Origin of the sequence: Clostridium prolinivorans, from assembly GCF_004011155.1 — a bacterium.
In the GTDB taxonomy this organism is placed as follows: Bacteria; Bacillota; Clostridia; order Clostridiales; family Clostridiaceae; genus Clostridium_AT; species Clostridium_AT prolinivorans.
In genome coordinates this window covers 218,971-241,010 of sequence record NZ_RJWG01000003.1, presented here as the reverse complement: position 1 = coordinate 241,010, position 22,040 = coordinate 218,971, and the positions used below count along the sequence as shown (strand labels likewise).

General features: G+C 29.7%; 17 protein-coding genes and 1 other annotated feature. Of the genes, 1 reads left to right on the top strand and 16 read right to left on the bottom strand.

Annotated elements, in window-relative coordinates:
- Positions 1 to 121 precede the first annotated feature (121 nt).
- The 4 genes from EGD97_RS05230 to EGD97_RS05215 are packed head-to-tail and all read right to left on the bottom strand — an operon-like array spanning position 122 to position 5,157.
- Positions 122 to 1,399 (bottom strand): LlaJI family restriction endonuclease, encoded by a 1,278-nt coding sequence (locus EGD97_RS05230; protein ID WP_127836658.1) that lies wholly within the window; start codon positions 1,397 to 1,399, stop codon positions 122 to 124.
- Positions 1,400 to 1,421: 22 nt separating this feature from the next.
- Positions 1,422 to 3,179: an McrB family protein gene (locus EGD97_RS05225; protein ID WP_228201973.1), complete on the bottom strand. Its 1,758-nt coding sequence runs from the start codon at positions 3,177 to 3,179 to the stop codon at positions 1,422 to 1,424.
- 3 nt (positions 3,180 to 3,182) lie between these two features.
- Entirely contained in the window at positions 3,183 to 4,937 is a 1,755-nt protein-coding gene (locus EGD97_RS05220) for a DNA cytosine methyltransferase (protein WP_127836657.1), read from the bottom strand.
- Positions 4,912 to 5,157: a helix-turn-helix domain-containing protein gene (locus EGD97_RS05215; RefSeq protein WP_127836656.1), complete on the bottom strand. Its 246-nt coding sequence runs from the start codon at positions 5,155 to 5,157 to the stop codon at positions 4,912 to 4,914. Before EGD97_RS05215 ends, EGD97_RS05220 begins: the two co-directional genes overlap by 26 nt.
- 259 nt (positions 5,158 to 5,416) lie before the next feature.
- Here EGD97_RS05215 and EGD97_RS05210 point away from each other — a divergent pair, with 259 nt between their 5' ends.
- Positions 5,417 to 5,917, top strand: coding sequence for a hypothetical protein (locus tag EGD97_RS05210; protein ID WP_127836655.1), 501 nt, complete (start codon positions 5,417 to 5,419; stop codon positions 5,915 to 5,917).
- A gap of 201 nt (positions 5,918 to 6,118) precedes the next feature.
- Here EGD97_RS05210 and rlmD read toward each other — a convergent pair whose 3' ends face one another.
- The 12 genes from rlmD to EGD97_RS05145 all read right to left on the bottom strand — a co-directional run bounded on the left by rlmD (position 6,119) and on the right by EGD97_RS05145 (position 22,024).
- Positions 6,119 to 7,495 carry a 23S rRNA (uracil(1939)-C(5))-methyltransferase RlmD gene (gene rlmD / locus EGD97_RS05205; RefSeq protein WP_127836654.1) on the bottom strand — a complete coding sequence of 459 codons (1,377 nt, stop codon included), beginning with the start codon at positions 7,493 to 7,495 and terminating at the stop codon, positions 6,119 to 6,121.
- A 148-nt stretch (positions 7,496 to 7,643) separates the two neighbouring features.
- The gene (locus tag EGD97_RS05200; RefSeq protein WP_127836653.1) at positions 7,644 to 8,006 is read right to left on the bottom strand and encodes a DUF1540 domain-containing protein; all 363 of its coding nucleotides are present in this window, start codon (positions 8,004 to 8,006) and stop codon (positions 7,644 to 7,646) included.
- 634 nt (positions 8,007 to 8,640) lie between these two features.
- The gene (trpA, locus tag EGD97_RS05195) at positions 8,641 to 9,438 is read right to left on the bottom strand and encodes a tryptophan synthase subunit alpha (RefSeq protein ID WP_127836652.1); all 798 of its coding nucleotides are present in this window, start codon (positions 9,436 to 9,438) and stop codon (positions 8,641 to 8,643) included.
- Entirely contained in the window at positions 9,438 to 10,613 is a 1,176-nt protein-coding gene (gene trpB / locus EGD97_RS05190; RefSeq protein WP_127836651.1) for a tryptophan synthase subunit beta, read from the bottom strand. Before trpB ends, trpA begins: the two co-directional genes overlap by 1 nt.
- A complete protein-coding gene (locus EGD97_RS05185) occupies positions 10,610 to 11,221 on the bottom strand; it encodes a phosphoribosylanthranilate isomerase (protein ID WP_127836650.1) in 612 nt (203 codons plus the stop codon). Before EGD97_RS05185 ends, trpB begins: the two co-directional genes overlap by 4 nt.
- Entirely contained in the window at positions 11,218 to 12,006 is a 789-nt protein-coding gene (trpC, locus tag EGD97_RS05180; RefSeq protein ID WP_127836649.1) for an indole-3-glycerol phosphate synthase TrpC, read from the bottom strand. Before trpC ends, EGD97_RS05185 begins: the two co-directional genes overlap by 4 nt.
- The gene (gene trpD, locus EGD97_RS05175) at positions 12,006 to 13,022 is read right to left on the bottom strand and encodes an anthranilate phosphoribosyltransferase (protein WP_127836648.1); all 1,017 of its coding nucleotides are present in this window, start codon (positions 13,020 to 13,022) and stop codon (positions 12,006 to 12,008) included. Before trpD ends, trpC begins: the two co-directional genes overlap by 1 nt.
- Entirely contained in the window at positions 13,012 to 13,590 is a 579-nt protein-coding gene (locus EGD97_RS05170; protein WP_127836647.1) for an anthranilate synthase component II, read from the bottom strand. Before EGD97_RS05170 ends, trpD begins: the two co-directional genes overlap by 11 nt.
- A complete protein-coding gene (trpE, locus tag EGD97_RS05165; RefSeq protein ID WP_127836646.1) occupies positions 13,590 to 15,017 on the bottom strand; it encodes an anthranilate synthase component I in 1,428 nt (475 codons plus the stop codon). Before trpE ends, EGD97_RS05170 begins: the two co-directional genes overlap by 1 nt.
- A gap of 47 nt (positions 15,018 to 15,064) precedes the next feature.
- Positions 15,065 to 15,402: a binding site (T-box leader), on the bottom strand.
- Between the two features lie 200 nt (positions 15,403 to 15,602).
- The gene (gene pyk / locus EGD97_RS05155; RefSeq protein ID WP_127836645.1) at positions 15,603 to 17,360 is read right to left on the bottom strand and encodes a pyruvate kinase; all 1,758 of its coding nucleotides are present in this window, start codon (positions 17,358 to 17,360) and stop codon (positions 15,603 to 15,605) included.
- A 21-nt stretch (positions 17,361 to 17,381) separates the two neighbouring features.
- A complete protein-coding gene (gene pfkA, locus EGD97_RS05150) occupies positions 17,382 to 18,341 on the bottom strand; it encodes a 6-phosphofructokinase (RefSeq protein ID WP_078682734.1) in 960 nt (319 codons plus the stop codon).
- Positions 18,342 to 18,535: 194 nt separating this feature from the next.
- Complete coding sequence (locus tag EGD97_RS05145) at positions 18,536 to 22,024, bottom strand: DNA polymerase III subunit alpha (RefSeq protein ID WP_078682735.1); 3,489 nt, start codon at positions 22,022 to 22,024, stop codon at positions 18,536 to 18,538.
- Positions 22,025 to 22,040 lie beyond the last annotated feature (16 nt).

Here is a 22,040-nt window from a genome sequence, read left to right as displayed (position 1 = left end):
AAGATGCTTTAAGAAAAACTGCATAAAAATTTGAGTTTTTGTGTCTACTATATTGACATAAATCCATAAAAAAGGCCTCTGTCGTACAGTTAATCACTGTATAACAGAAGCCTTTATTTTTTTATTTTTCTGTTGCTTTAGGTGGTGGCACTTCGCCTTTAGAAAGAACCGCCTCTATGCAATCTGCTAGTTGAACTTTGCATTTTATAGGATTTCCTGTATAGTGATACATTAAGTATCTAGTATCTACCACAATCCCTTGAATCCTCTCATAGTTCAATTTATTTGATTTCCAATCTCCTACAGCTTCTCCAATTCTACCAATGGGTTCATTTAGCCCAAAATAGTTATTTGCCATATTATAAGGCATTATAAAAGCATTAAATAATGAATCATTTCCAACCTTTTGAGTTTGCTGAATATACTCACCATAAGTAATCTGTTTACTTATCGAAGATGCATTAGGTAAATCATATGGATTACCAGTCCAACCATATTTATAGTACTTTGCATCTAGTACATAGTATTTTCCATTATATATCATGATACTATCTGGAACCAATGGACGCTTTTCTTTATGTTTACCATAGTCGAGCAACCAGCGAGTTCGAGGAAAGTATTTTTCTTTGTTCTTCTCTCCAAATACTCTATCTATCAATCGTTCCCATACACCCTCAAAGTTATCTGTACCAAAGTAAAATTGCTTTTCAGATGTCTTTTCATCCATATATTCTAGCATATCCTTCATTGCTTTAAATAATTTCTTATCTCTGTCATTGTAGGTATGCATCAGTTTATCATTAATTATGATAATTGATGTTTTAATATCGGGATGAGGACCTGGGGGCTGTGGCTTATATGGGACATATAACCAACCCAGTTTTTCAAAACTCTCATAAACACAAAACTTATTAATCTGTGTAATGAGCTTTGATTCGTTAGGTGTAACCGAACGAACTGTGAATTGGGTATAAATAAGTGAATTTGTACCGTTTTTTTGTTGTACAAGTGGCGTCTGATTTCTAAAAGTTTTAGGCCAATGCGCACTTCCTCTTGCACTTGTTACATAAGTTGGGTCCGTTTCAATATAATATTGTCCACCTTTTCCCAAGTAGTAATTAATTACTTCTAGATATGCATGGATAGGAAAATCTACACTCTGAGGCGCTTCAAACTTGTTCATTGCTATCACACGATCTTTTTTTTCTGTAAACTCAGAGAGTACTTGAAAAAGATGCTTTATATCAGTCCTAATTTCTGCATCTGTTTCGGGCAGTTGATACCCAAGTGGAAAGTATATCATAGCATCATCAGAATCCGCCTTCACTCCTACAAAACAATCTCCATCCTCATTCGTATTTACATGGCAGCGTTTTCTAATATCTAAATCTTCCTTCATATAAAATCACCGCCTACTAATTTTATTCAATATTATTTTGATTGATAAAGGCATCGCGAACATTCTGTTTGAATATTGCAAAACGTTCAAATTTCTTAGCTTGCATAAATTTTCGGATTACTGCCTCTAGACTTTGATATTCATTCGTTTCAAAGACTACTTCACGTGAGAATTTAAAAGCATCATCCCACAGGTACTTTATAACCTTTTCTGGAAATCTTCTATTATGCTTCATTGCATCTCTGATTTCTTCAAGACGCTTTTTCTCATCAGAAGTAAGGGTTCTTTCCTTTTCCTTTTTGCAAAGGTTGTCATACTCACCCTCTGTCTTATCTTCAGCTGCATCATTGTATTCAAGATCTCTTAGATGAACAAAATATGCGCCTAGCCTTTTATCCTCAGCAGAAGTCATCCTTGCATTATTACCTACAATAATATCATTAATAGCAACACAGAAATTTTTCCATGTAACTGTTGTATCTAATATCTCTGCATTTGCAAATTTTGGATCCACTCTGTCAAAACTATTTTCAATCATACGCATTTCCCATCTACGTTGGAAAGCAGTATCCAAAGTAAATACATTTTGATCAGATGTATTCATTGTCCCTATAATCGTGAGGTTTGAAGGTATACGTACCTTATGTCTTGCATCTCCATAAACCTCAAGAGCTATATTTTTATTAGTAATTCCATATTCACTTGTACCAATAGGAAACACATCATCATCATCTTCTTCTTTGATTCTTACTTTTCTATCAAGTAACTGAAACACTTCTCCAAATATAGCTGGTGCATTTCCACGGTTAATTTCCTCAATTATGAGTATGTATTCTTTTTGGGGATTAACATATGCATCACGTAGGATAGTAGTAAAGGGCCCTGGCGTAAACTTATAACTAACTTGTCCATCGTCTGATACATCTGGTAAAATCTGACCAACAAAATCAGAGTAAGTGTAGTCTGGATGGAATACTAGTCGTTCTACATTACTATCCTTTTTACAGTACTCATGTTCGATAGTCCAGCTCTTACCTGATCCAGGAACACCATATAAAAGAATATTAGAACCTCCTGATACTCGATTTTTTTCAATTTCTAGCTCCACCGCCATATTTATATTTTCAAGATTTTCTAAAACATCTTTTGAATAAGGAATATCATAGAACTTACAAAACTGTTCATAAGAAAATCTCTGAAAAAACTCTTCTCTGTCCAAATTGTTTTTCATTGGTAAAGTATCATTAACCTTTGATAATATCGACATTAATTCATCTGTTTTATTTTCAGGCAAATATAGTATATCATCGTCCACAACAATTGGATCACCATATGCTTGAATGGCATTTTTTAAAATATCGCTACTTTTTCCTTCACCAAAATATTTAACACAAAAGCTATTGAAACTAATTTGTTTATTATCAGTGCTTAAAATTTCTTCAGCTAACGCTTTAAATATAGAGATAGGTGCTTCATTTGAATTAATATATGGATTTGGTGTCACATACATTTTAAACCAAAAGTTAAGATACTTTATTAGATTATCGTCATCAAAAGTAAACAAATAGTTTTGAACTTTAAATTTATCTCCACGACATTCTAGCCCAAGTTGACAAGCGAATTGATATGCTGTTCTTTTATAACCACTTAATTTCTGTTCAATTATATCTAAAGCTTCTGAACGTGACAACGTACTTGTCATATCTGGATATATTTCTAAGATAGTCTTTAAATTTTCTAGTGTAAAATTTCTCCATCTAACTAAAGGTGTATAACCCATAACTTACTCCCCCTTACCCAATTCAGAATAACTTTCAAGAATACTTCTCATTAAAGCTATTAGTACATCAACGACTATTGAATTCCCAGCTTGTTGATACATAGGTGTGTCAGCAACGACAATTTTAAAGCTATCGCAGAACCCCATAAGTCTTAAGCATTCTCTAGGTGTTAATTTTCTTATTCGACCTTCTGTTGTTACATAGTTGTCAACCCCTGCTCTATGCATTTTATGCATGGAAGTTAACAATGGTCGTGCTATATCTAAATCAATTTCAGGTTTTGCATAGAATCCTTTCGTACCTGATGATAATACGTATTTTTTTACTTTTTCAGATAAGAAATATTTTTCTAAGTCCTCTATAAGTTTTTCTTTTTCTTTGTTCTCTTCTTCGAATACAAAATCTCCATGCCAATTAAATTGTTGATTTTTCTTTTGACAAAGCTGTATTTCTCCGTTAATTTGAGTATACCTTTTTTCTAGGTTTTTCTCATCAGTTACAAAGGCAACACCTTTTTTAGGTAGATAATATTTTCCTGATACATTGTCAAGAAGAAAATCCTTCATTGTCTTTTCTAGTGGAATAGGTTTTGGAAATTGGAATTCCTTAAAATTAAGATCATTTCTAAATCCAACAACGAACAACCTTTCTCTATTTTGTGGAATTCCATAATCTCTAGCATTAAGTACATCATAATACCAAGTATAATTTAAATCATCAAAAATATTGCACATGGTGTTCCAAGTACTACCATTATCATTACTCAATACTGCTTTTACATTTTCATATATAAACACTTTTGGTTGTATCTCACTTATCAATCTTGCAAATTCATAAAAAAGTGTTCCTCTAGTATCTTCAAGACCCCTTTGTTTTCCAACTAAACTAAAAGATTGGCAAGGACTACCTCCAACAAATAAATCCACTTTATCTTTATATTGATTGCCATCTAAAAAAGAGGCATTCCAATGAAAATGATTTAAATCTATATCATAATTTGCTAAGTATGTTTGTTTAACTTTATTTTGATTTTCTCTACCCTCGTAGAGTTTATCTACATACCTTTTTTTATCCTCATAAGATTCAATACTGCTTAATTCTTTCAAAATATAAAATGTATTGATCTTTTCATGTAACATAGATAGCCCTTCAGATATATTCCTAATATTTTTAACCCTTTTTTTGAATTCACTAATATTGACTATGTTAATATAGGTTTCTTTTTCTTTTAAGTTTAAAAAAATCTCACTCTCTACAAAGTTTTTTCCATATATCCTTTTATAGTCAGCTTCTATTTTTATTATTGCTTTCTCAGCCTCAATAATTTTATGATTTTGTGAATAGCTTTCATCTTCTAAAATCTCAACCCATTCTTTGTATGCCTTTCGTACATTATCATTAAAGTAACCATCTTCAATAAACTTATATAATAAAGATTTTACTAAATCAATCAACTCTTGTTGGATTATTAAGGTATCCAAAAAATTTTTATAATCATATTCCAGCTGTTTTAAATTATTTTCAAGTTCTGTAGTATATGCTTTATCATTTCCTTTAGTGTTTTTTATCTTTTCTACCATATTATTTAAGAGAATTAGTTCTTCCTCAATATCCTTTACCTCCGGAAGTACTTTTTTAGATAATATATCTACATCTCCATTATCACATGCAAATACAATTTCAAATGGTATCCCCATTCTTTTTAATGCATGCTCTATCGCTCCTATACCGCTAAATACCGTTGCTAACTTTATCATGTCCCTTGCCCACCTTACCTTCACATTTGTACTCCACTATATCACCTATATCACAATTTAAATATTCACATATTCTTGCAAGCATATTCATACTGACTGTTTCATTTTTCGATAGTCTTGATAATGTAGTAGGAGTAAACCCAACTCCGTCTCTCAAAGCTGTTTTATTCATACCTCTATCTATCAATATTTTCCACAGTTTGTTATATGAAAAACCCATTTTAACCTCCTCAATTCGTACTTTAAGTACATAATAGTATACCACACATTTGTTCAGTTTAAAAGATAATAAATGCTTAGTACTTGATATGTTTAGATTAAGTCAAGATTATGATTAAAACCTATATAAATTAATAGCTACACCAATTTTAGGATTTGATTTGATTGTTTTTACATATCCAAATAGCTTAGTTGTTGTAATTAATCAGGTTAAAATATATAATTATATGTAGTCACTAAAAATTTTGGGGGGTATGATTATGTATATAGTTAATGCAGTAGACAGTTTTTGTGATATGAAACTGGCTTCAACAACTGGAAATGGTGAAAAGAAATTATATCTTTCTCTAACTGATTCACTAGACTTTGCCCAAAACTACCTAGGTATAAATATTGCTAATGGAAGCAATATCTACAAGTATAATGATGAAGTTCGTGCAAGAACTATCGGTTATACAGGCTTTATAAGAAAATCAAATTTGCTAGATGTATTCACTAGATCTGCTGCAGAATACACAAACACTACTAAATATAGAACTGATTTAAATGCACTTAGAACATCTAATCAGAATTTCTTGGACACTATGGACGACATTGCACATTTCCAAATTGATTGTAGTGTTTCACAGGGACGTATTTATATTGGATCATCGGACTACAATTGGTTTGCAATTCCAGCATTTTGTATACCTAGGGAAAGCCAAGTTAGAGTTACCAATCTTAACAACTCTAGAGAAATTGAATTTGAAATTTTATATTAAATTACAAAGCCTTCTATTTAAGAAGGTTTTATATTTTTAACACATCCACTATTAATATTAATTTTTCTTAAATTTGCAAGTATCACCACTTTTGCGTACATAATAGACCCCCTAACAAAAATTCCCCTAAACTTATCGTCTAAGGGAACAAAAACACACCTGAATATTTAGTTAAAATGCCTTGAACCTAGCTATTCCAACCTATTCCTTCTCTATCAACACAACAGTCTCCACGTGTGCAGTTTGTGGAAAATTATCTATAGGCTGAATTTCTAAAGTTTTATAATTAAGATTGTGAAGTATTGCCAAATCTCTTGCTAAAGTAGCTGGATCGCAAGAAACATAAACTATTCTTTTAGGATTCATTTTTGCTATAGCTTCTAGTAAACTTTTTTCGCAGCCTTTTCTTGGAGGATCTACTACTACGACATCAGCTTTTATACCTTCTTTAATAAGTTTTGGTATTATTTTTTCTGATTCACCTTCTAAAAATTCTACATTATTCACATTGTTTTCTTCTGCATTTTTTCGTGCATTTTTAATAGCCTCCGAAACTACTTCTACTCCATAAACTTTTTTAGCCCTTTGAGATAAAAAAAGTGATATAGTTCCTGTACCACAGTACGCATCAAATACTATTTCATCCCCAGTTAAATTTGCATATTCTAAGGCCTTATTATATAAAATTTCAGTTTGAACAGGATTTACTTGAAAAAATGAAAGTGGAGAAATATTAAACTTAAATTTACCTATATAATCACTTATAATTGGATCTCCCCATAAGACTTTGTTAGTAAGTCCTAGTATTACATTTGTTTTTTCAGTATTTATATTTTGTACTATACTTCTAATACCTGAAATATTATTAATCATTAAGTTTATAAATTCATCAACATATGGAATTTTTTCTTCTTTTGTTACTATAACTACCATTACTTCAGAAGTTTTAAAACCCTTTCTTATCATTATATGTCTTATATTACCACTGTTTTTTTCTTCATCATAAGGCTCAATATTATATTTATTTAACCATTCTTTAGTAAGCCTTACTACTTCATCTGCTGTCTTATCCTGTATATAACAACTGTCCATAGAAATAATATCATGAGTTCTTGGAGCATAAAATCCAATTTTAATTTCTCCATTTACTAATTTTACTGGGAGCTGAACTTTATTCCTGTATCTATATGGATTATCCATACCCAATGTTTCATGAATATTAATATCGTTAATATCTAACTTTCCTATTCTTTCTATAACATCTTTTACCCTTTGAGTTTTAAACTCAAGCTGACCTTTATAAGACATATGCTGAATTTGGCAGCCTCCACATCTTTTATATATAGGACATTTAGGTTCTTGTCTATACTTTGATTTTTCTATAATTTCTAAAAGTTTCCCATAAGCAAAATTTTTAGATACCTTTACTATTTTTACCTTTACAGTTTCTCCTTTTAAAGCTCCATGTACAAATACTGTAAAATTATTTATCTTCCCTACTCCCTCTCCTTCATATCCCATACCTGTTATATTTATAATGTAATCTTTATTTTTTTCAATGGCTAAATTTTGATTCATATATATTCACCTGCTTATTTATTGCTTTATTAAACTTGATATTTACTTTAAACTTACATTGATAATTATACTTTATTATATATATAAATTAAATATATTAGGCAAAAATTAAGAATGAAGCTTTAAAACTTCATTCTTATATATAATTTCATTCAATTTTAAAAGTCTCACACTGTGTTTCTTCGCTACTGCCAGCTTTAGAACCAATTACCTGAATATTTAAAGATTTACATTTTCTGCTTTCATTGTATTTACAGTTAATTGCTTCACATTTTATAGAAGGACTCATTTCTATGCTTTCTGTTGTAAATACTTGTTTTATTTCTCCAACTACATTCATATTTGGAAGATTTGTAACAGCATTTATAAATCCTTTAGGAGCAAAGGTATTACACATGGTTTCTCTGCTGTTATGAGCACCTGCTCCTATTACATGTATAACATTTGCAGAACACAATCCATTAACATTATTAACACAATTTAAAGCATTACAACTTAATTTACCACTCATAAATACACCCTCCATCACAATTTATATGTATATTGGGAAGATTTTATATTACATTAAATAAAATCACTATATTATTATTCATATTTCTTATAATTATATTTTATCACATACTGTAAAATTTATTCTTAAAAATACAGTAAATTTTACTAATATTATTTTAAATTAAAAATATAGTTATCCCCCAAAAGTCTTTTTATTAAAGATTGAACACTATAATATAGATACAATAGAAATTCAAAAGCATATAGATTATATAATAAAAATTAATTTACAGCTTATTGTAGGTTAATCAAAATATATATTTAAAAACTTTTTTTGTTTAAATGTATATTTTATATAAAAAAATAGCAGCTAAGCTGCTCTAAGTAATTAAAATAAATCAGTTGCTTTTATTTTCTATTAAAATATTCTTATCAATTTTTAATTAAATTATACATATTTATAAAATTTATTGTTTTAATTATAGATTTTTCGTCAACATTAATCATATGTACCATCTACCTCCTACAGCAATGCTATGTTTGTTCAAGATTAGTATTGGTAATAAAGTGGTATTTGGTACTATGATTTTTTTAGTAATTTTAATTTACTTGTAAAGGGTGTAATCTATATAACATTAATTATTATTATAAAGTTATACATTAGAAATAGCATTTTTAAGTTCTTTAACAAAATTTTCAACTTTATACACAGCATCTTCTTTATTTTCTGTTTCAGCTATAATTTTTATTATAGCACTTCCAACTATTACACCTTCAGCATATTTTGCAAATTCTTTTGCCATTTTAGCACTAGATACTCCAAACCCAATTGCTCTTGGTATTTTACTATACTGCCCCACTAAATTCATGTAATTTTCTAAATTTGTAGATATATTATCTCTTGCCCCTGTAACACCATTTATTGATACACAATATACAAATCCACCGCCAGATTTTAAAACATTTTTAACTCTTTCTTCTGAAGTAGGTGCTACCATTGGAATAATATGCACATTATATTCACAAGCTATTTGTGCAATTTCTCCTTTTTCCTCTAAAGGAAGATCTGGAATTATAAGTCCATCAATGCCGCATTCATTACATTCTTTTATGAAATTTTCTATACCATATTTAAAAATACAATTATAATAAACTAAATATAAAATAGGTATATTAGACTGCTTTCTTATGTCTTTTACAATACCCATTATATCTTTTATTTTTATTCCAGCTTTAAGTGCTCTTTGTGAAGATTCCTGTATAACTATTCCATCTGCCATAGGATCAGAGTAAGGTATACCTAATTCTATTATATCTGCTCCTGCTTTCTCCATAGCTAACACTAAATCAACAGTAGTATTTCTATCTGGATCGCCTGCTGTTATAAAAGTTATTAATGCTTTTTCGTTTTTTTCTTTTAAATCATTGAATTTTAAATCTATCCTGTTCATTATAGTTCTACCCCCATTTCTTTAGCTACAGTATCAATATCCTTATCTCCTCTGCCTGAAAGATTAACTATAATAATTTTATCTTTACTTAACTTTGGAGCTAATTTTAATGTATAAGCAATAGCATGGGAGCTTTCTATTGCAGGTATTATACCTTCCATTAATGATAATTCTTTAAAAGCTTCTAATGCTTCTTTGTCAGTTACAGCCACATATTCTGCTCTTTTTGTATCTTTTAAATATGCATGCTCCGGTCCTACTCCTGGATAATCAAGTCCTGCTGATATAGAATAAACTGGCATTATTTGACCATCTTCATCTTGAAGAACATAAGTTTTCATTCCATGAATTACTCCAAGAGATCCTTTGTTAATAGTTGCTGCGTGTTTATCTGTATCAAGTCCAAGTCCTGCAGCTTCTACTCCTATAAGATTTACATCCTTATCTTCTATAAAAGGATAGAAGATACCCATAGCATTACTTCCACCACCAACACAAGCTATAATATAATCTGGAAGTCTTCCTTCTTTTTCCATTATCTGTTTTCTTGCTTCATCTCCTATTATTCTTTGGAAATCCCTTACCATTGTTGGATATGGATGCGGTCCCATTACTGAACCTATAACATAAAAAGTATTATCAATATTTGATACCCAATCTCTCATAGCTGCATTTACAGCATCTTTTAAAGTTCCTGTTCCACTAGTTATAGAATTAACCTTTGCACCTAATATTTTCATTTTAAATACATTGAGTGCCTGCCTTTTTATATCTTCTTCTCCCATAAATATCTCACATTCCATTTGAAACATTGCAGCAACAGTAGCTGTAGCAACGCCATGCTGTCCAGCACCTGTTTCTGCTATTATTCTTTTTTTGCCCATTCTTTTAGCAAGAAGTATTTGCCCTAAAACATTATTTATTTTATGAGCTCCGGTATGGTTTAAATCCTCTCTTTTTAAATAAATTTTAGCTCCTCCATATTTTTCAGTTAAAGCCTTTGCATAATAAAGTGGAGTTTCTCTTCCACTATATTCTTTTAAATAATATTTATATTCATCTAAAAAACTTTTATCATTAATAGCTTTATTAAATTCAATTTCTAATTCTGTTATTGCATTCATAACAGTTTCTGGTACATATTGTCCTCCAAATTGTCCAAATCTTCCATTCATTTAAATTCCCTCACTTTATCTATAAATTTTTTCATTTTGTTAAAATCTTTAAATCCATTAACTTCAATTCCACTAGATACATCTACTGCAAATGGATGTATAGTTTTTATAGCATCTTGTACATTCTCACAGTTTAAACCTCCTGCGAGAATTATTTTATCCTCTAAATTATGTCCTTTTAATATATTCCAATCAAAACTTTTACCACTGCCTCCCTTTATTCCATCAACCTTTGAATCAAGAAGCAGTCTTATATTTTTATATTTATATATATTAGAAATATCATCTTTATTTTTAATTGGGATTGCCTTCCAAACTTCAAAATTTTTAAAATTTTTAGTATATTCAATATCTTCTTCACCGTGAAATTGTAATACATCTAATTTAACTTTTTTTGCAATTTCTTGTACAATTTCAATATCTTCATTTACAAAAATTCCTACAGCTTTTATATCTTTATTTAGTTTCTGCCGAAGTTTTAAAGCAGTATCAATACTTAATTTTCTCCTGCTTTTAGCAAATACAAAACCTGCATATTCTGGTCTTAACTTATTTACATATTCAACATCAATATCTCTTGTTAAACCACAAATTTTAATTTTTATCATAGTTTAACACCATCTTTACAAGCTCTTACAAATTCGTAAATTTTAATTCTATTTTCAATATTTCTCATAAAAGTTTCACCAACTAATATAGCATTAACTCCAAAACTTTTTAAATATTTTACATCTTCAGCATTAGCTATTCCACTTTCTGAAACTATTATTTTATCTTTAGGTATAGATTTTACAAGTTTTTCAGTATTATCTAAACTAACTTTAAATGTCTTAAGATCTCTGTTATTTATTCCTATTATCTTTCCACCGCTTTCAAGTGCTTCATAAAGCTCACTTTCATTATGAACTTCAATAAGTACATGAAGGCCTAAACTTGATGCTAAATCATAAAATTTTTTAAGTTTTCCAGGTAAAATAGCTGCTATAAGAAGAATAGCATCTGCGCCTATATCTAAAGCTTGATATATTTGATATTCATCTATAATAAAATCTTTTCTAAGCACAGGCTTACTAGATATTTCTTTTACATCTTTTATATATTTATCATTACCTTTAAAAAAATGTTTTTCTGTAAGTACTGAAATAGCATCTATATCAATTTGTTCATATATTTTTGCAATAGATTTATGATTGAAATTTTCTATAATAACCCCCTTTGAAGGAGAAGCTTTTTTTATCTCTGCTATTATAGATATAGAATCTTTATTAAGGGCTTTTTCAAAATTTCTAATATCTCTCGGTTTTATATTTTTAATTAAGTCATCTAAAGATCTTTCTGACTTTTCTATTTTAAGCTGTTTCTTTTTAACTTCAACAATTTCATCTAATATCATTAAACTGCCACCTTCTTGCTAAAGTTTACTATTTCATTTAACTTATCATAAGCCTTTCCAGAATCAATAATTTCTTCTGCCATAATAATCCCATCTTTAAAATTATCTACTGCCTTTCCTACATATAAAGCAGCTGCAGAATTCATTACTACTATGTTACGTTTAGGTCCTTTTTCGCCTTTAAATATATTTAAAATTATAGCTGCATTTTCTTTTGAATTTCCGCCTTTTATTTCTTCTTTTGTACAAAGTGGTATACCATAATCTAAAGGATTTATAGTATAATCTATAACTTTTCCATTTATTACTTCTGTTACAGTTGTAATAGTAGTAGTTGTTATTTCATCTAAACCGTCATTTCCATGTACTACAAGTGCTCTTTCTCTTCCAAGTTTTAAAAGTACTTCTCCAAGAATATGGGTTAAATTTATATCAAATACACCAAGCACCTGCCCCTTTATATCTGCAGGATTTGTAAGAGGTCCTAAAATATTAAATATAGTTCTTATTCCTAACTCGCTTCTTATAGGAGCTGCATTTTTCATTGCAGGATGATATTTTTGTGAAAATAAGAATGTCATTCCTGTTTCTTTAAGACATTGCTCAGAAATTTTAGTTTCAAAATCTATATTAAAACCTAACTCGCAAAGTACATCTGCACTGCCACTTTTACTTGAAACTGCTCTGTTACCATGTTTTGCAACATTTATACCTGCAGCAGCTGCGATTATAGCTACAGCCGTAGATATATTAAAAGTATTTGCACCATCTCCTCCTGTACCACAAGTATCTATTGCAAAAGAAGGTACATTGAAACTTTTTGCATTTTGTTTCATAGATTTAGCACATCCAGTTATTTCATCTATAGTTTCTCCTTTCATTCTAAGAGCTATAAGAAAAGCCCCTACTTGTGAAGGAGTACACTCTCCTTTCATTATTGCATTCATAGCTGTTTCTGCTTCTTCAATTGTTAGATTTTCTCCTGCAACAATTTTTTTAATAGCCTCATTTAACATTACAAATCACCTCTATAAAATTTTTCAATATTTTATCACCATATTCCGTTAAAATAGATTCAGGATGAAATTGAAGTCCATATAAATCAAAATTTTTATGTTTTACTCCCATTATTAAATCATCTTTTGTTTTTGCTATTATTTTTAGTTCTTTTGGCAAACTCTCTTTTTCAATAATTAATGAGTGATATCTCATTACATTAAAACTCTTTGGTATATCTTTAAATATGTTACTTTCATAAACAAAAATCTCTGAAGTTTTTCCATGCATTATTTCTTCTGCACCTATTATTCTCCCTCCAAAAGCATAGCCTATAGCTTGATGACCAAGACATATACCTAATATAGGAATTTTACCTGCAAAATTTTTTATTACATCAACACAAATACCAGCCTTCTCTGGCCTTCCAGGGCCTGGAGAAATAATAATTCCATCTATATTCATATTAGATATTTCTTCTATAGTAATAGAATCATTTCTAATAACTTTAATATCACTGTATATTTCTCCTAACATTTGATATAAATTAAAAGTAAATGAATCATAATTATCTATTAAAAGAAGCATTAAATCACCACCCTTAACGCTTTAGCTTTGTTTATCGTTTCTTCATACTCTTTAATTGGATCCGAATCATATACTATTCCGGCTCCCGCTTGAAGATACGCAGTTTTATTTTTGAAAATTACAGTTCTTATAGCAATACACATATCCATATTGCCATCATATGAGAAATACCCTAAAGCTCCTGCATATAAACCACGTCTTACATTTTCAAGTTCATCTATTATTTCCATTGCTCTTATTTTTGGAGCACCAGATACTGTTCCTGCTGGAAGACAGGCTTTTAATGCATCAAAGCAGTCTAATCCCTCTTTTAATTTGCCTGTAACTTTTGAAACCAAATGCATTACATGTGAATAAAACTCTATTTCCATAAATTTATCTAATTTAACAGTACCGAATTCACTTATTCTTCCAATATCATTTCTTCCTAAATCTACAAGCATTACATGTTCAGCTCTTTCTTTTTTATCTGACAGCAAATCTTGTGCTAATAATTTGTCTTCTTCGCTATTTTCTCCTCTAGGTCTTGTACCAGCTATAGGATTAGTAATTACTGTATTATCAATTACTTTTACAAGGCTCTCTGGAGATGATCCTACTACCTGAAAATCTTCAAACTCTATATAAAAAAGATATGGTGAAGGATTTTTAGATCTTAATCTTCTATATACTTCAAAAGGATTTTCATCTGTATGGATATTAAATCTTTGAGATAAAACTACTTGAAATATATCTCCTTTTTTTATATAGTCTTTAGCTTTATTTACAATTTTGCAGTACTCTTCTTTAGTTAAATTAGATTTTATGCTGTTAGCTGATCCATTGCTGTTAAGTGTGTGAATTTCCCTTCTGCTTTTTATCTTCTCATAAGTTAAATATAAAATATTTTTTATTTCTTCATATTTAAGATTATCTTCAGGAAGTACATTATAAATTATATAAACCTTATGATTATAATGGTCATAACAAATAACTGTTTTATAAAATAATAAATAAGCTTCTGGTATATTTATTTCATCTTTATTTTTATCAGGAAGTATTTCATATTGTCTTATAACATCATATCCTATATAACCTATAGCACCTCCACTAAAAGGTAAATCTACAGCTTTATACTCTAAATTTAATACTTTTTTAATTTCATCTAATATATTTCCTTGTTTTTCTATTTTTGTTCCATCATCTTTTATAATAGTTATATTGTTTTTGTAACTTTTAATTTTAAGATAAGGATTTTCTGCCATAAATGAATATCTGCCACTATCTTTAGTTGCCAAAGCACTTTCTAAAAGACATCTATATTTTCCTTCAAGGTTATAAAACATTATAATTGGAGTAAGTTCATCTGCATAGGCTTCATATATTACAGGAAAAACTTTATTACTTTTTTTTAGTGTATAAAATTCTTTTTCAGTTAAATTCAACATATCTTAGCCCCCTATTTTATAAAATAAAAAAAGCCACTTCGTCTAAGTTATGGGACGAAGTGACTCGTGGTGCCACCCATATTAAATTTCCAATTTAATAATAGCAAAGCTTACATAAATTTTAAAGTAAATAAAAAAACACCTAGCCCTCACATAGGGCGAGATGTTGTACTCGCTATGCCACCTAAATGGAAATTTATCTTTATCAGGTACAGAATTAATCGATACCCTGTCCTTTTAACGGAAGACTCCCGGAAAATGCTACTATAAATTCGCACTTCATCTCACAGACCCATTCAATACAGACTACAGTATCCGGCTTGCACCATCCCAGACTCGCTAAGACTAAATTTCTGTATTTACTCTTTCTGATCATTGATGTTAAATTAATTTTATATTATTTTGTATATTCAGTCAATAGTTTTTTTATAAATTATTTTATTCAATTTAATATATAATTTAACTATTTTTATTTTAAAAATGACGGTAACACTAATTATAACTTTAAAAAATGTATAATAAAAGGTATGCTTAAATAATTTATAAGCATACCTTTTATTATAAAAAATTTTTAAATAAATTTAATTATACTAAATTTACTTTTCCGCTGTATACAATTCCTCTTCTTATATCTAGAGTAATAAATGAACCTGTTTTTATAATATCAGCTGCTCCAACTGCATTATATATAAGAGGTATCTCTCTAGCTATACATTTGATTGATATATCTGATGAAACTTCCTTTTCTTCTGTTACTATTCCTGAAACTTTATCTAATAATTCCACATAATCTTCAGTAAGATGTTTTACAACAAGAATATCTCCATCTTGGATATTTTCTTCAGCTTCTTTTAAGTTTTCAACTACATTTGCTGTTCCGTATCCATGAGTTGAACCTAAAGCCTTACCTTGAACCAATATATCTCCAACAACATGTACTTTCATCATATTTGTAGTTCCAATGTAATTTACAGGTATTCCTGCTGCAATAACAACAAGATCTCCATTTTTTACATATCCAGCATTTTGAGCTATATTAACTGATTTTTCAATAACTTCATCTGTAGATTCCATCTTTTCAGAAACTATTGGGAATACTCCCCAATTAAGTGCAAGCTTTCTTGCTACTTTCCAATATGGTGTAACAGCTATTATTGGGCATTCTGGTCTGTAATTTGAAACTATCTTTGCAGTATGCCCGCTTTGAGTTGCAGTTATTATAGCTGAAGCTTTTAAATCCATAGCAGTATTGCAAGTTGCTAAACTTATAGCATTTGGTACATTTGGTATATGATTTCTTCTTCTTTTCTTTAATTTTTCTTCATAATTAAGTGCTTTTTCAGCTCTTTCAGCTATTTTAGACATAGTTATAACTGTTTCAACAGGATATTTACCATTTGCTGTTTCTCCGCTTAACATTATAGCATCAGTACCATCAAATATAGCATTAGCAACATCTGATGCTTCTGCTCTTGTAGGTCTTGGATTTTTAATCATAGAGTCAAGCATTTGAGTAGCAGTTATAACAGGTTTTCCTGCTATGTTACACTTTTCTATTATCATCTTTTGAACTACTGGAACATCTTCAGTAGGTATTTCAACTCCAAGATCTCCTCTTGCTACCATTATACCATCTGAAAACTTAATTATTTCATCTATATTATTTACACCTTCATGGTTTTCTATCTTTGAAAAAATTAAAACATCCTCTCCTCCATTTTCTTGGAGAACCTTTCTTATTGTAAGTACATCTGAAGCTTTTCTTATAAATGAAGCTGCAACTATATCTACCCCTACTTCAATACCAAATTTTAAATCTTCTATATCTTTTTCAGTTACAGGTGGTAGATTTGTAACAACTCCAGGTACATTAACATTTTTATTATTTCCTATAACACTATTATTTTTTACTTTGCAATATATTCTATTACCTTCAATAGATTGTACTTCAAGTCCTGCAAGACCATCTGCTATAAGAATAGAATCTCCTATCTTTACATCTTTGCATAAGTCTTTATAAGTTACAGAACACATATGACTATTACCTAAAATATCTTCACCACATATTACAGTAAAGTCATCTCCTTCTTTTAGTTCTGCACTTCCTCCTTCAAACTTACCAGTTCTAATTTCAGGACCTTTAGTATCAAGTATTATAGCTATAGGTCTATTATATTTTGCCCTTAATGCTTTAACAGTTTCAATTCTTCTTTTATGCTCTTCATGATCTCCGTGAGAAAAATTATGTCTTGAAGCATTCATCCCTGCTTCTATTAATTTAGAAATTGTTTCTTCGCTTTCACTTGCTGGACCTACCGTACAGATTATTTTTGTCTTTCTCATAATAATTTCCCCTTATATGTATTAATATGATAGAGTTTTTGCTATTTCAAAAGTTTTTTCATCAAACTTTCTTGGTATAGCAAGAGCTTCAGTAGTATCTAAATCAATAATCTCATTGCCTCTTACTCCAATTACTCTTGCAGTTTTACCTTCTACTAAAAGTTCTACAGCTCTAGCACCCATCTTTGAAGCTAGTATTCTATCAAAAGCGGATGGACTTCCACCTCTTTGTATATGACCAAGTATTGTAGCTCTTGTCTCAATGCCTGTTATATTTTCAACCTTTTCTGCAAGCTCGTTAGCTCCACCTACTCCTTCTGCAAGTATTATTAGATTATGAAGCTTTCCTTTTTGCTTTCCATCAAGTATTACTTTACAGATTTCATCTAAATCATATCCCTTTTCAGGAACAATTATGCTTTCTGCTCCACCTGCAAGCCCAGCATGTAGTGCAATATCTCCGCAATTTCTTCCCATAACTTCAACAATACTTATTCTTTCATGTGAAGTTGATGTATCTCTAAGTTTATTTATAGCATCTAAAACTGTGTTTAAAGCAGTATCAAAACCAATAGTATAATCTGTATATGGAAGATCATTATCTATAGTTCCAGGAATTCCTACAGTTTTAACTCCCAAATCAGATAAAAGCTTTGCTCCAGTAAATGAACCGTCTCCTCCTATTACAACAAGTCCATCTATTCCAAAAATTTTTAATATTTGAGCAGCCTTTTTTCTTACTTCTTCTTTTTTAAATTCATCACATCTGGCTGTTTTTAATATAGTTCCACCTTTATGAATTATATCAGATACACTGTTTCTGTTCATTTCAAAAATTTCTCCGTTTAAAAGGCCGCTATATCCTCTTTGAATTCCCATTACTTTAAGGCCTTTATCCAATCCTGCTCTAACAACTGCTCTTATAGCAGCATTCATTCCAGGAGCATCTCCTCCGCTAGTTAATATGGCGATTGTTTTCATAATTTCCCTCCTCATATAGTCCGCATAGATATAATTTTGTACTACATATGCTGCAAACTTACAATTATCAATCTAATTTTAGCTTAATATGACGAAATATGCAATATACAATATAATATAAGTAAATAAGTTAAGTTACAATTTTACAATATTTTTTGTATAAAATTTTAATATATATTTGTCATATCTTTGTCTTACTGCACCTTTACATTGTTTTCTCCAAATTCATCTTTTAAAAAAGATATTATTTCTTCGTTAGGTTTTACCCAAAATTCTCTATCAAGCCTAAATTTTTTTCTTTCCTTTTTGGTACAAATATAAACAGGCTGATTCCCTTTATTTTGAAGAAGTTTTTCTTTTATTTTTTTAAAAGCTTCCTTCCTTAGTTTTTCTTCTTCTATTAAAATATATACTTTTTCATTATTAATCTTTATTAAAGGTTCTATGCTTTCACAAAGTATTTTAGGCTGCTCTTCTTCTTTAATACTTATTCTCCCAGTTATAATTACAACATTATCTTCCAAAATAATATTTTTATAATTTTGAAAAGTTTTTGGAAATATTATAACTTCTATATCCCCATACATATCTTCAAGTTTTATAAAAGCCATCATATCATTATTTCTAGTAATTTTTTTATTTACTTCTGATATTAACCCGCCTATTATAACTTTATCACCATCTTTTATTTTAGATGTTTCCTCTAAATTTCCTTCTTCAAGGCTTTCATTTACTATTATATCAGATATCCTTGTATTAGTTTGAAGTTTTAAAGTTTCTTCGTACTCTTCAAGAGGATGGCCAGATAAATATATTCCTGTCATTTCTTTTTCCATAGCTAAAATATATTTTTTATCAAATTCTTTTATATTAGGATATTTAATTTCAAAATTACTAAGATCTGTATTAAAATCATTAAATAAACTAATCTGCCCTTGTATATTCCTTTTTCTATCATTGTTTGCACTATCTAAAAATTTTTCATAAACAGCTAACATCTGTGATCTAAATACTTTAAAACTATCAAATGCACCAGCTTTTATAAGACTTTCAATAACTCTTTTATTTATAACAGATATATCTATTTTATTATAAAAATCATTTAAATTTTTAAACTTTCCTTTTTCTTCTCTAGATTTTACTATACTTTCAATCGCGTTTATACCTACATTTTTAATTGATGCCATACCAAAACGTATTTTTCCATCTTTAACTGTAAATTTAGCAAAACTTTCATTTATATCTGGTGGAAGTACTTCAATTCCAAGTTCATTTGCAAAACGTATATAAAAAGCTATCTTTTCATTAATCCCCATAACACTGTTTAACATTGCTGCAATATATTCTGTAGGATAATAATACATAAGGTAGGCTGTCTGAAAACTTAATACAGCATAAGCTGCAGCATGAGATTTATTAAAAGCATAAGATGCAAAATCCATCATTTGATCAAATATTTTATTAGCTATTTCTTCACTTATGCCATTTCTAACACAACCTGGTACTTCTACATTCCCATTTTCATCTACAATACCATATATAAAATTATGTCTTTCCTGCTCCATAACTTTGTGTTTTTTCTTTGACATAGCACGACGTACTAAATCTGCACGTCCCATAGAATATCCTGCAAGTTTTCTAACTATCTCCATAACCTGCTCTTGATATACCATTACTCCATATGTTACGTTAAGAATAGATTCAAGTTCAGGTGTTTCATAGTGAGTTTTTTCTGGATTCCTTTTTCCTTCTATATATCTAGGTATCTCAGACATAGGACCTGGTCTATAAAGGCTTATCCCTGCTATAATATCTTCAAGATTATCTGGCTTTAATTCTTTCATAAATGAAGTCATGCCTGGAGATTCTAATTGAAATACCCCTACAGTTTTTCCGTCTCCAATCATTTTATATACTTCTTTGTCATTAAAATCAATTTTATCTAAATCTATATCTATGCCTCGCCCTTTTTTAATCATATCTACAGCATCTCTCATTACTGTAAGTGTACGAAGGCCAAGAAAATCCATCTTTAAAAGACCAAGTTCTTCTAAAGTACCCATAGGAAACTGAGTTACTATATTACCATCATTCTTTTGCATTGGAACATAATTAACTAAAGGCTCAGAAGCTATAACAACACCTGCAGCATGAGTACCTGAATGTCTTGGAAGACCTTCTAAAGCTCTTGCAACATCTATAAGTTCTTTTACTCTATCATCATTTTTATAAGCACTTTTAAGCTCTGGATTTATTTCAAGAGCTTTATCTATAGTTATTCCAAGCATAGACGGAATCATTTTTGCAATTTTATCTACTTCTGCATAAGAATAATTCATAGCTCTTCCAACATCTCTTATGCAGGCTCTAGCCGCCATTGTTCCAAAAGTTATTATTTGAGATACATTATTTACTCCATATTTTTCTACAACATAATCAATAACTTCCTGACGACGTTCATAACAAAAATCAGAATCAATATCTGGCATGGACACTCTATCTGGATTTAAAAAACGTTCAAATATTAATCCATATTTAAGTGGATCTATTTTAGTTATTCCTAAAGTGTATGCAACTAAAGAGCCTGCTGCTGATCCTCTCCCTGCGCCAACTGGTATTTGATTTTCTCTTGCAAATCTTATAAAATCCCAAACTATAAGAAAATAATCTACATAACCCATACTTTTTATTACTTCAAGTTCATATTCAAGCCTATCTGTAAGTTCTTTGCTTATTGTTTTATATCTTTCTTTTAATCCTTTGTAGCAATTTTCTCTAAGATAGTCATAAGCATTTAAACCACTTGGCAGAGGGAATTTAGGTAATTTAGAAACATGAAACTCATAATCAAAATTACATTGTTCTGCTATTTTAACTGTATTTTCTAATGCTTCAGGTATATAAGAAAATATTTCATACATTTCCTCAGGGGATTTTAAATAGAACTCATCTGTAGGATATCTCATTCTATTTTCTTCATCTACTGTCTTTCCAGTTTGAATACAAAGCAAAATATCGTGTGCCTTTGCATCTTCTTTATTTATATAGTGAACATCATTAGTGCATATTAATGGAATATTTAATTCTTTAGATAATTTTATAAGTTCTTCATTTACTGCAAGTTGTTCTTTTATTCCATGATTTTGAAGCTCTAAATAAAATCCATCTTTAAATATATCTTTATATAAAAGTGCTATTTCTTCTGCTTTTTTTCTATTACCGTTTAAAAGAGCTGACTGAACTTCACCTCCAAGACAGGCACTAGATGCAATTATTCCTTCACTATGCTTTTTTAAATAATCATGATCAACCCTAGGCTTATAGTAAAATCCATCTATAGAGGCTTTTGAAACTATTTTCATTAAATTTTTATATCCTATTTCATTTTTTACAAGAAGAACTAAATGATAAGTATTGTTCCCTTTATTACTGCTTTTATCATACATAGATTTTGAAGCTACATATATTTCGCATCCAATTATAGGCTTTATTCCTTGCTCTTTTGCTGCTTTATAAAAATCAACACAGCCATACATCGCTCCATGATCTGTTATAGCTATGCTTTTCATTCCAAGTTCCTTTGCCCGGGCAATTAAATCAGGTATTTTCCCTGAACCATCTAAAAGACTGTATTCTGTGTGTACATGTAAATGAACAAAATCTCTATCAAATTTTTCTTTCAAAGTTTCGCCCCTTTCT

Excerpts from the sequence above, each read along its gene's own strand:
- EGD97_RS05230 (WP_127836658.1), bottom strand. The coding sequence starts at position 1,399 with ATGAAGGAAGATTTAGATATTAGAAAACGCTGCCATGTAAATACGAAT.
- EGD97_RS05225 (WP_228201973.1), bottom strand. The coding sequence starts at position 3,179 with ATGGGTTATACACCTTTAGTTAGATGGAGAAATTTTACACTAGAAAAT.
- EGD97_RS05220 (WP_127836657.1), bottom strand. The coding sequence starts at position 4,937 with ATGATAAAGTTAGCAACGGTATTTAGCGGTATAGGAGCGATAGAGCAT.
- EGD97_RS05215 (WP_127836656.1), bottom strand. The coding sequence starts at position 5,157 with ATGGGTTTTTCATATAACAAACTGTGGAAAATATTGATAGATAGAGGT.
- EGD97_RS05210 (WP_127836655.1), top strand. The coding sequence starts at position 5,417 with ATGTATATAGTTAATGCAGTAGACAGTTTTTGTGATATGAAACTGGCT.
- rlmD (WP_127836654.1), bottom strand. The coding sequence starts at position 7,495 with ATGAATCAAAATTTAGCCATTGAAAAAAATAAAGATTACATTATAAAT.
- EGD97_RS05200 (WP_127836653.1), bottom strand. The coding sequence starts at position 8,006 with ATGAGTGGTAAATTAAGTTGTAATGCTTTAAATTGTGTTAATAATGTT.
- trpA (WP_127836652.1), bottom strand. The coding sequence starts at position 9,438 with ATGAACAGGATAGATTTAAAATTCAATGATTTAAAAGAAAAAAACGAA.
- trpB (WP_127836651.1), bottom strand. The coding sequence starts at position 10,613 with ATGAATGGAAGATTTGGACAATTTGGAGGACAATATGTACCAGAAACT.
- EGD97_RS05185 (WP_127836650.1), bottom strand. The coding sequence starts at position 11,221 with ATGATAAAAATTAAAATTTGTGGTTTAACAAGAGATATTGATGTTGAA.
- trpC (WP_127836649.1), bottom strand. The coding sequence starts at position 12,006 with ATGATATTAGATGAAATTGTTGAAGTTAAAAAGAAACAGCTTAAAATA.
- trpD (WP_127836648.1), bottom strand. The coding sequence starts at position 13,022 with ATGTTAAATGAGGCTATTAAAAAAATTGTTGCAGGAGAAAATCTAACA.
- EGD97_RS05170 (WP_127836647.1), bottom strand. The coding sequence starts at position 13,590 with ATGCTTCTTTTAATAGATAATTATGATTCATTTACTTTTAATTTATAT.
- trpE (WP_127836646.1), bottom strand. The coding sequence starts at position 15,017 with ATGTTGAATTTAACTGAAAAAGAATTTTATACACTAAAAAAAAGTAAT.
- pyk (WP_127836645.1), bottom strand. The coding sequence starts at position 17,360 with ATGAGAAAGACAAAAATAATCTGTACGGTAGGTCCAGCAAGTGAAAGC.
- pfkA (WP_078682734.1), bottom strand. The coding sequence starts at position 18,341 with ATGAAAACAATCGCCATATTAACTAGCGGAGGAGATGCTCCTGGAATG.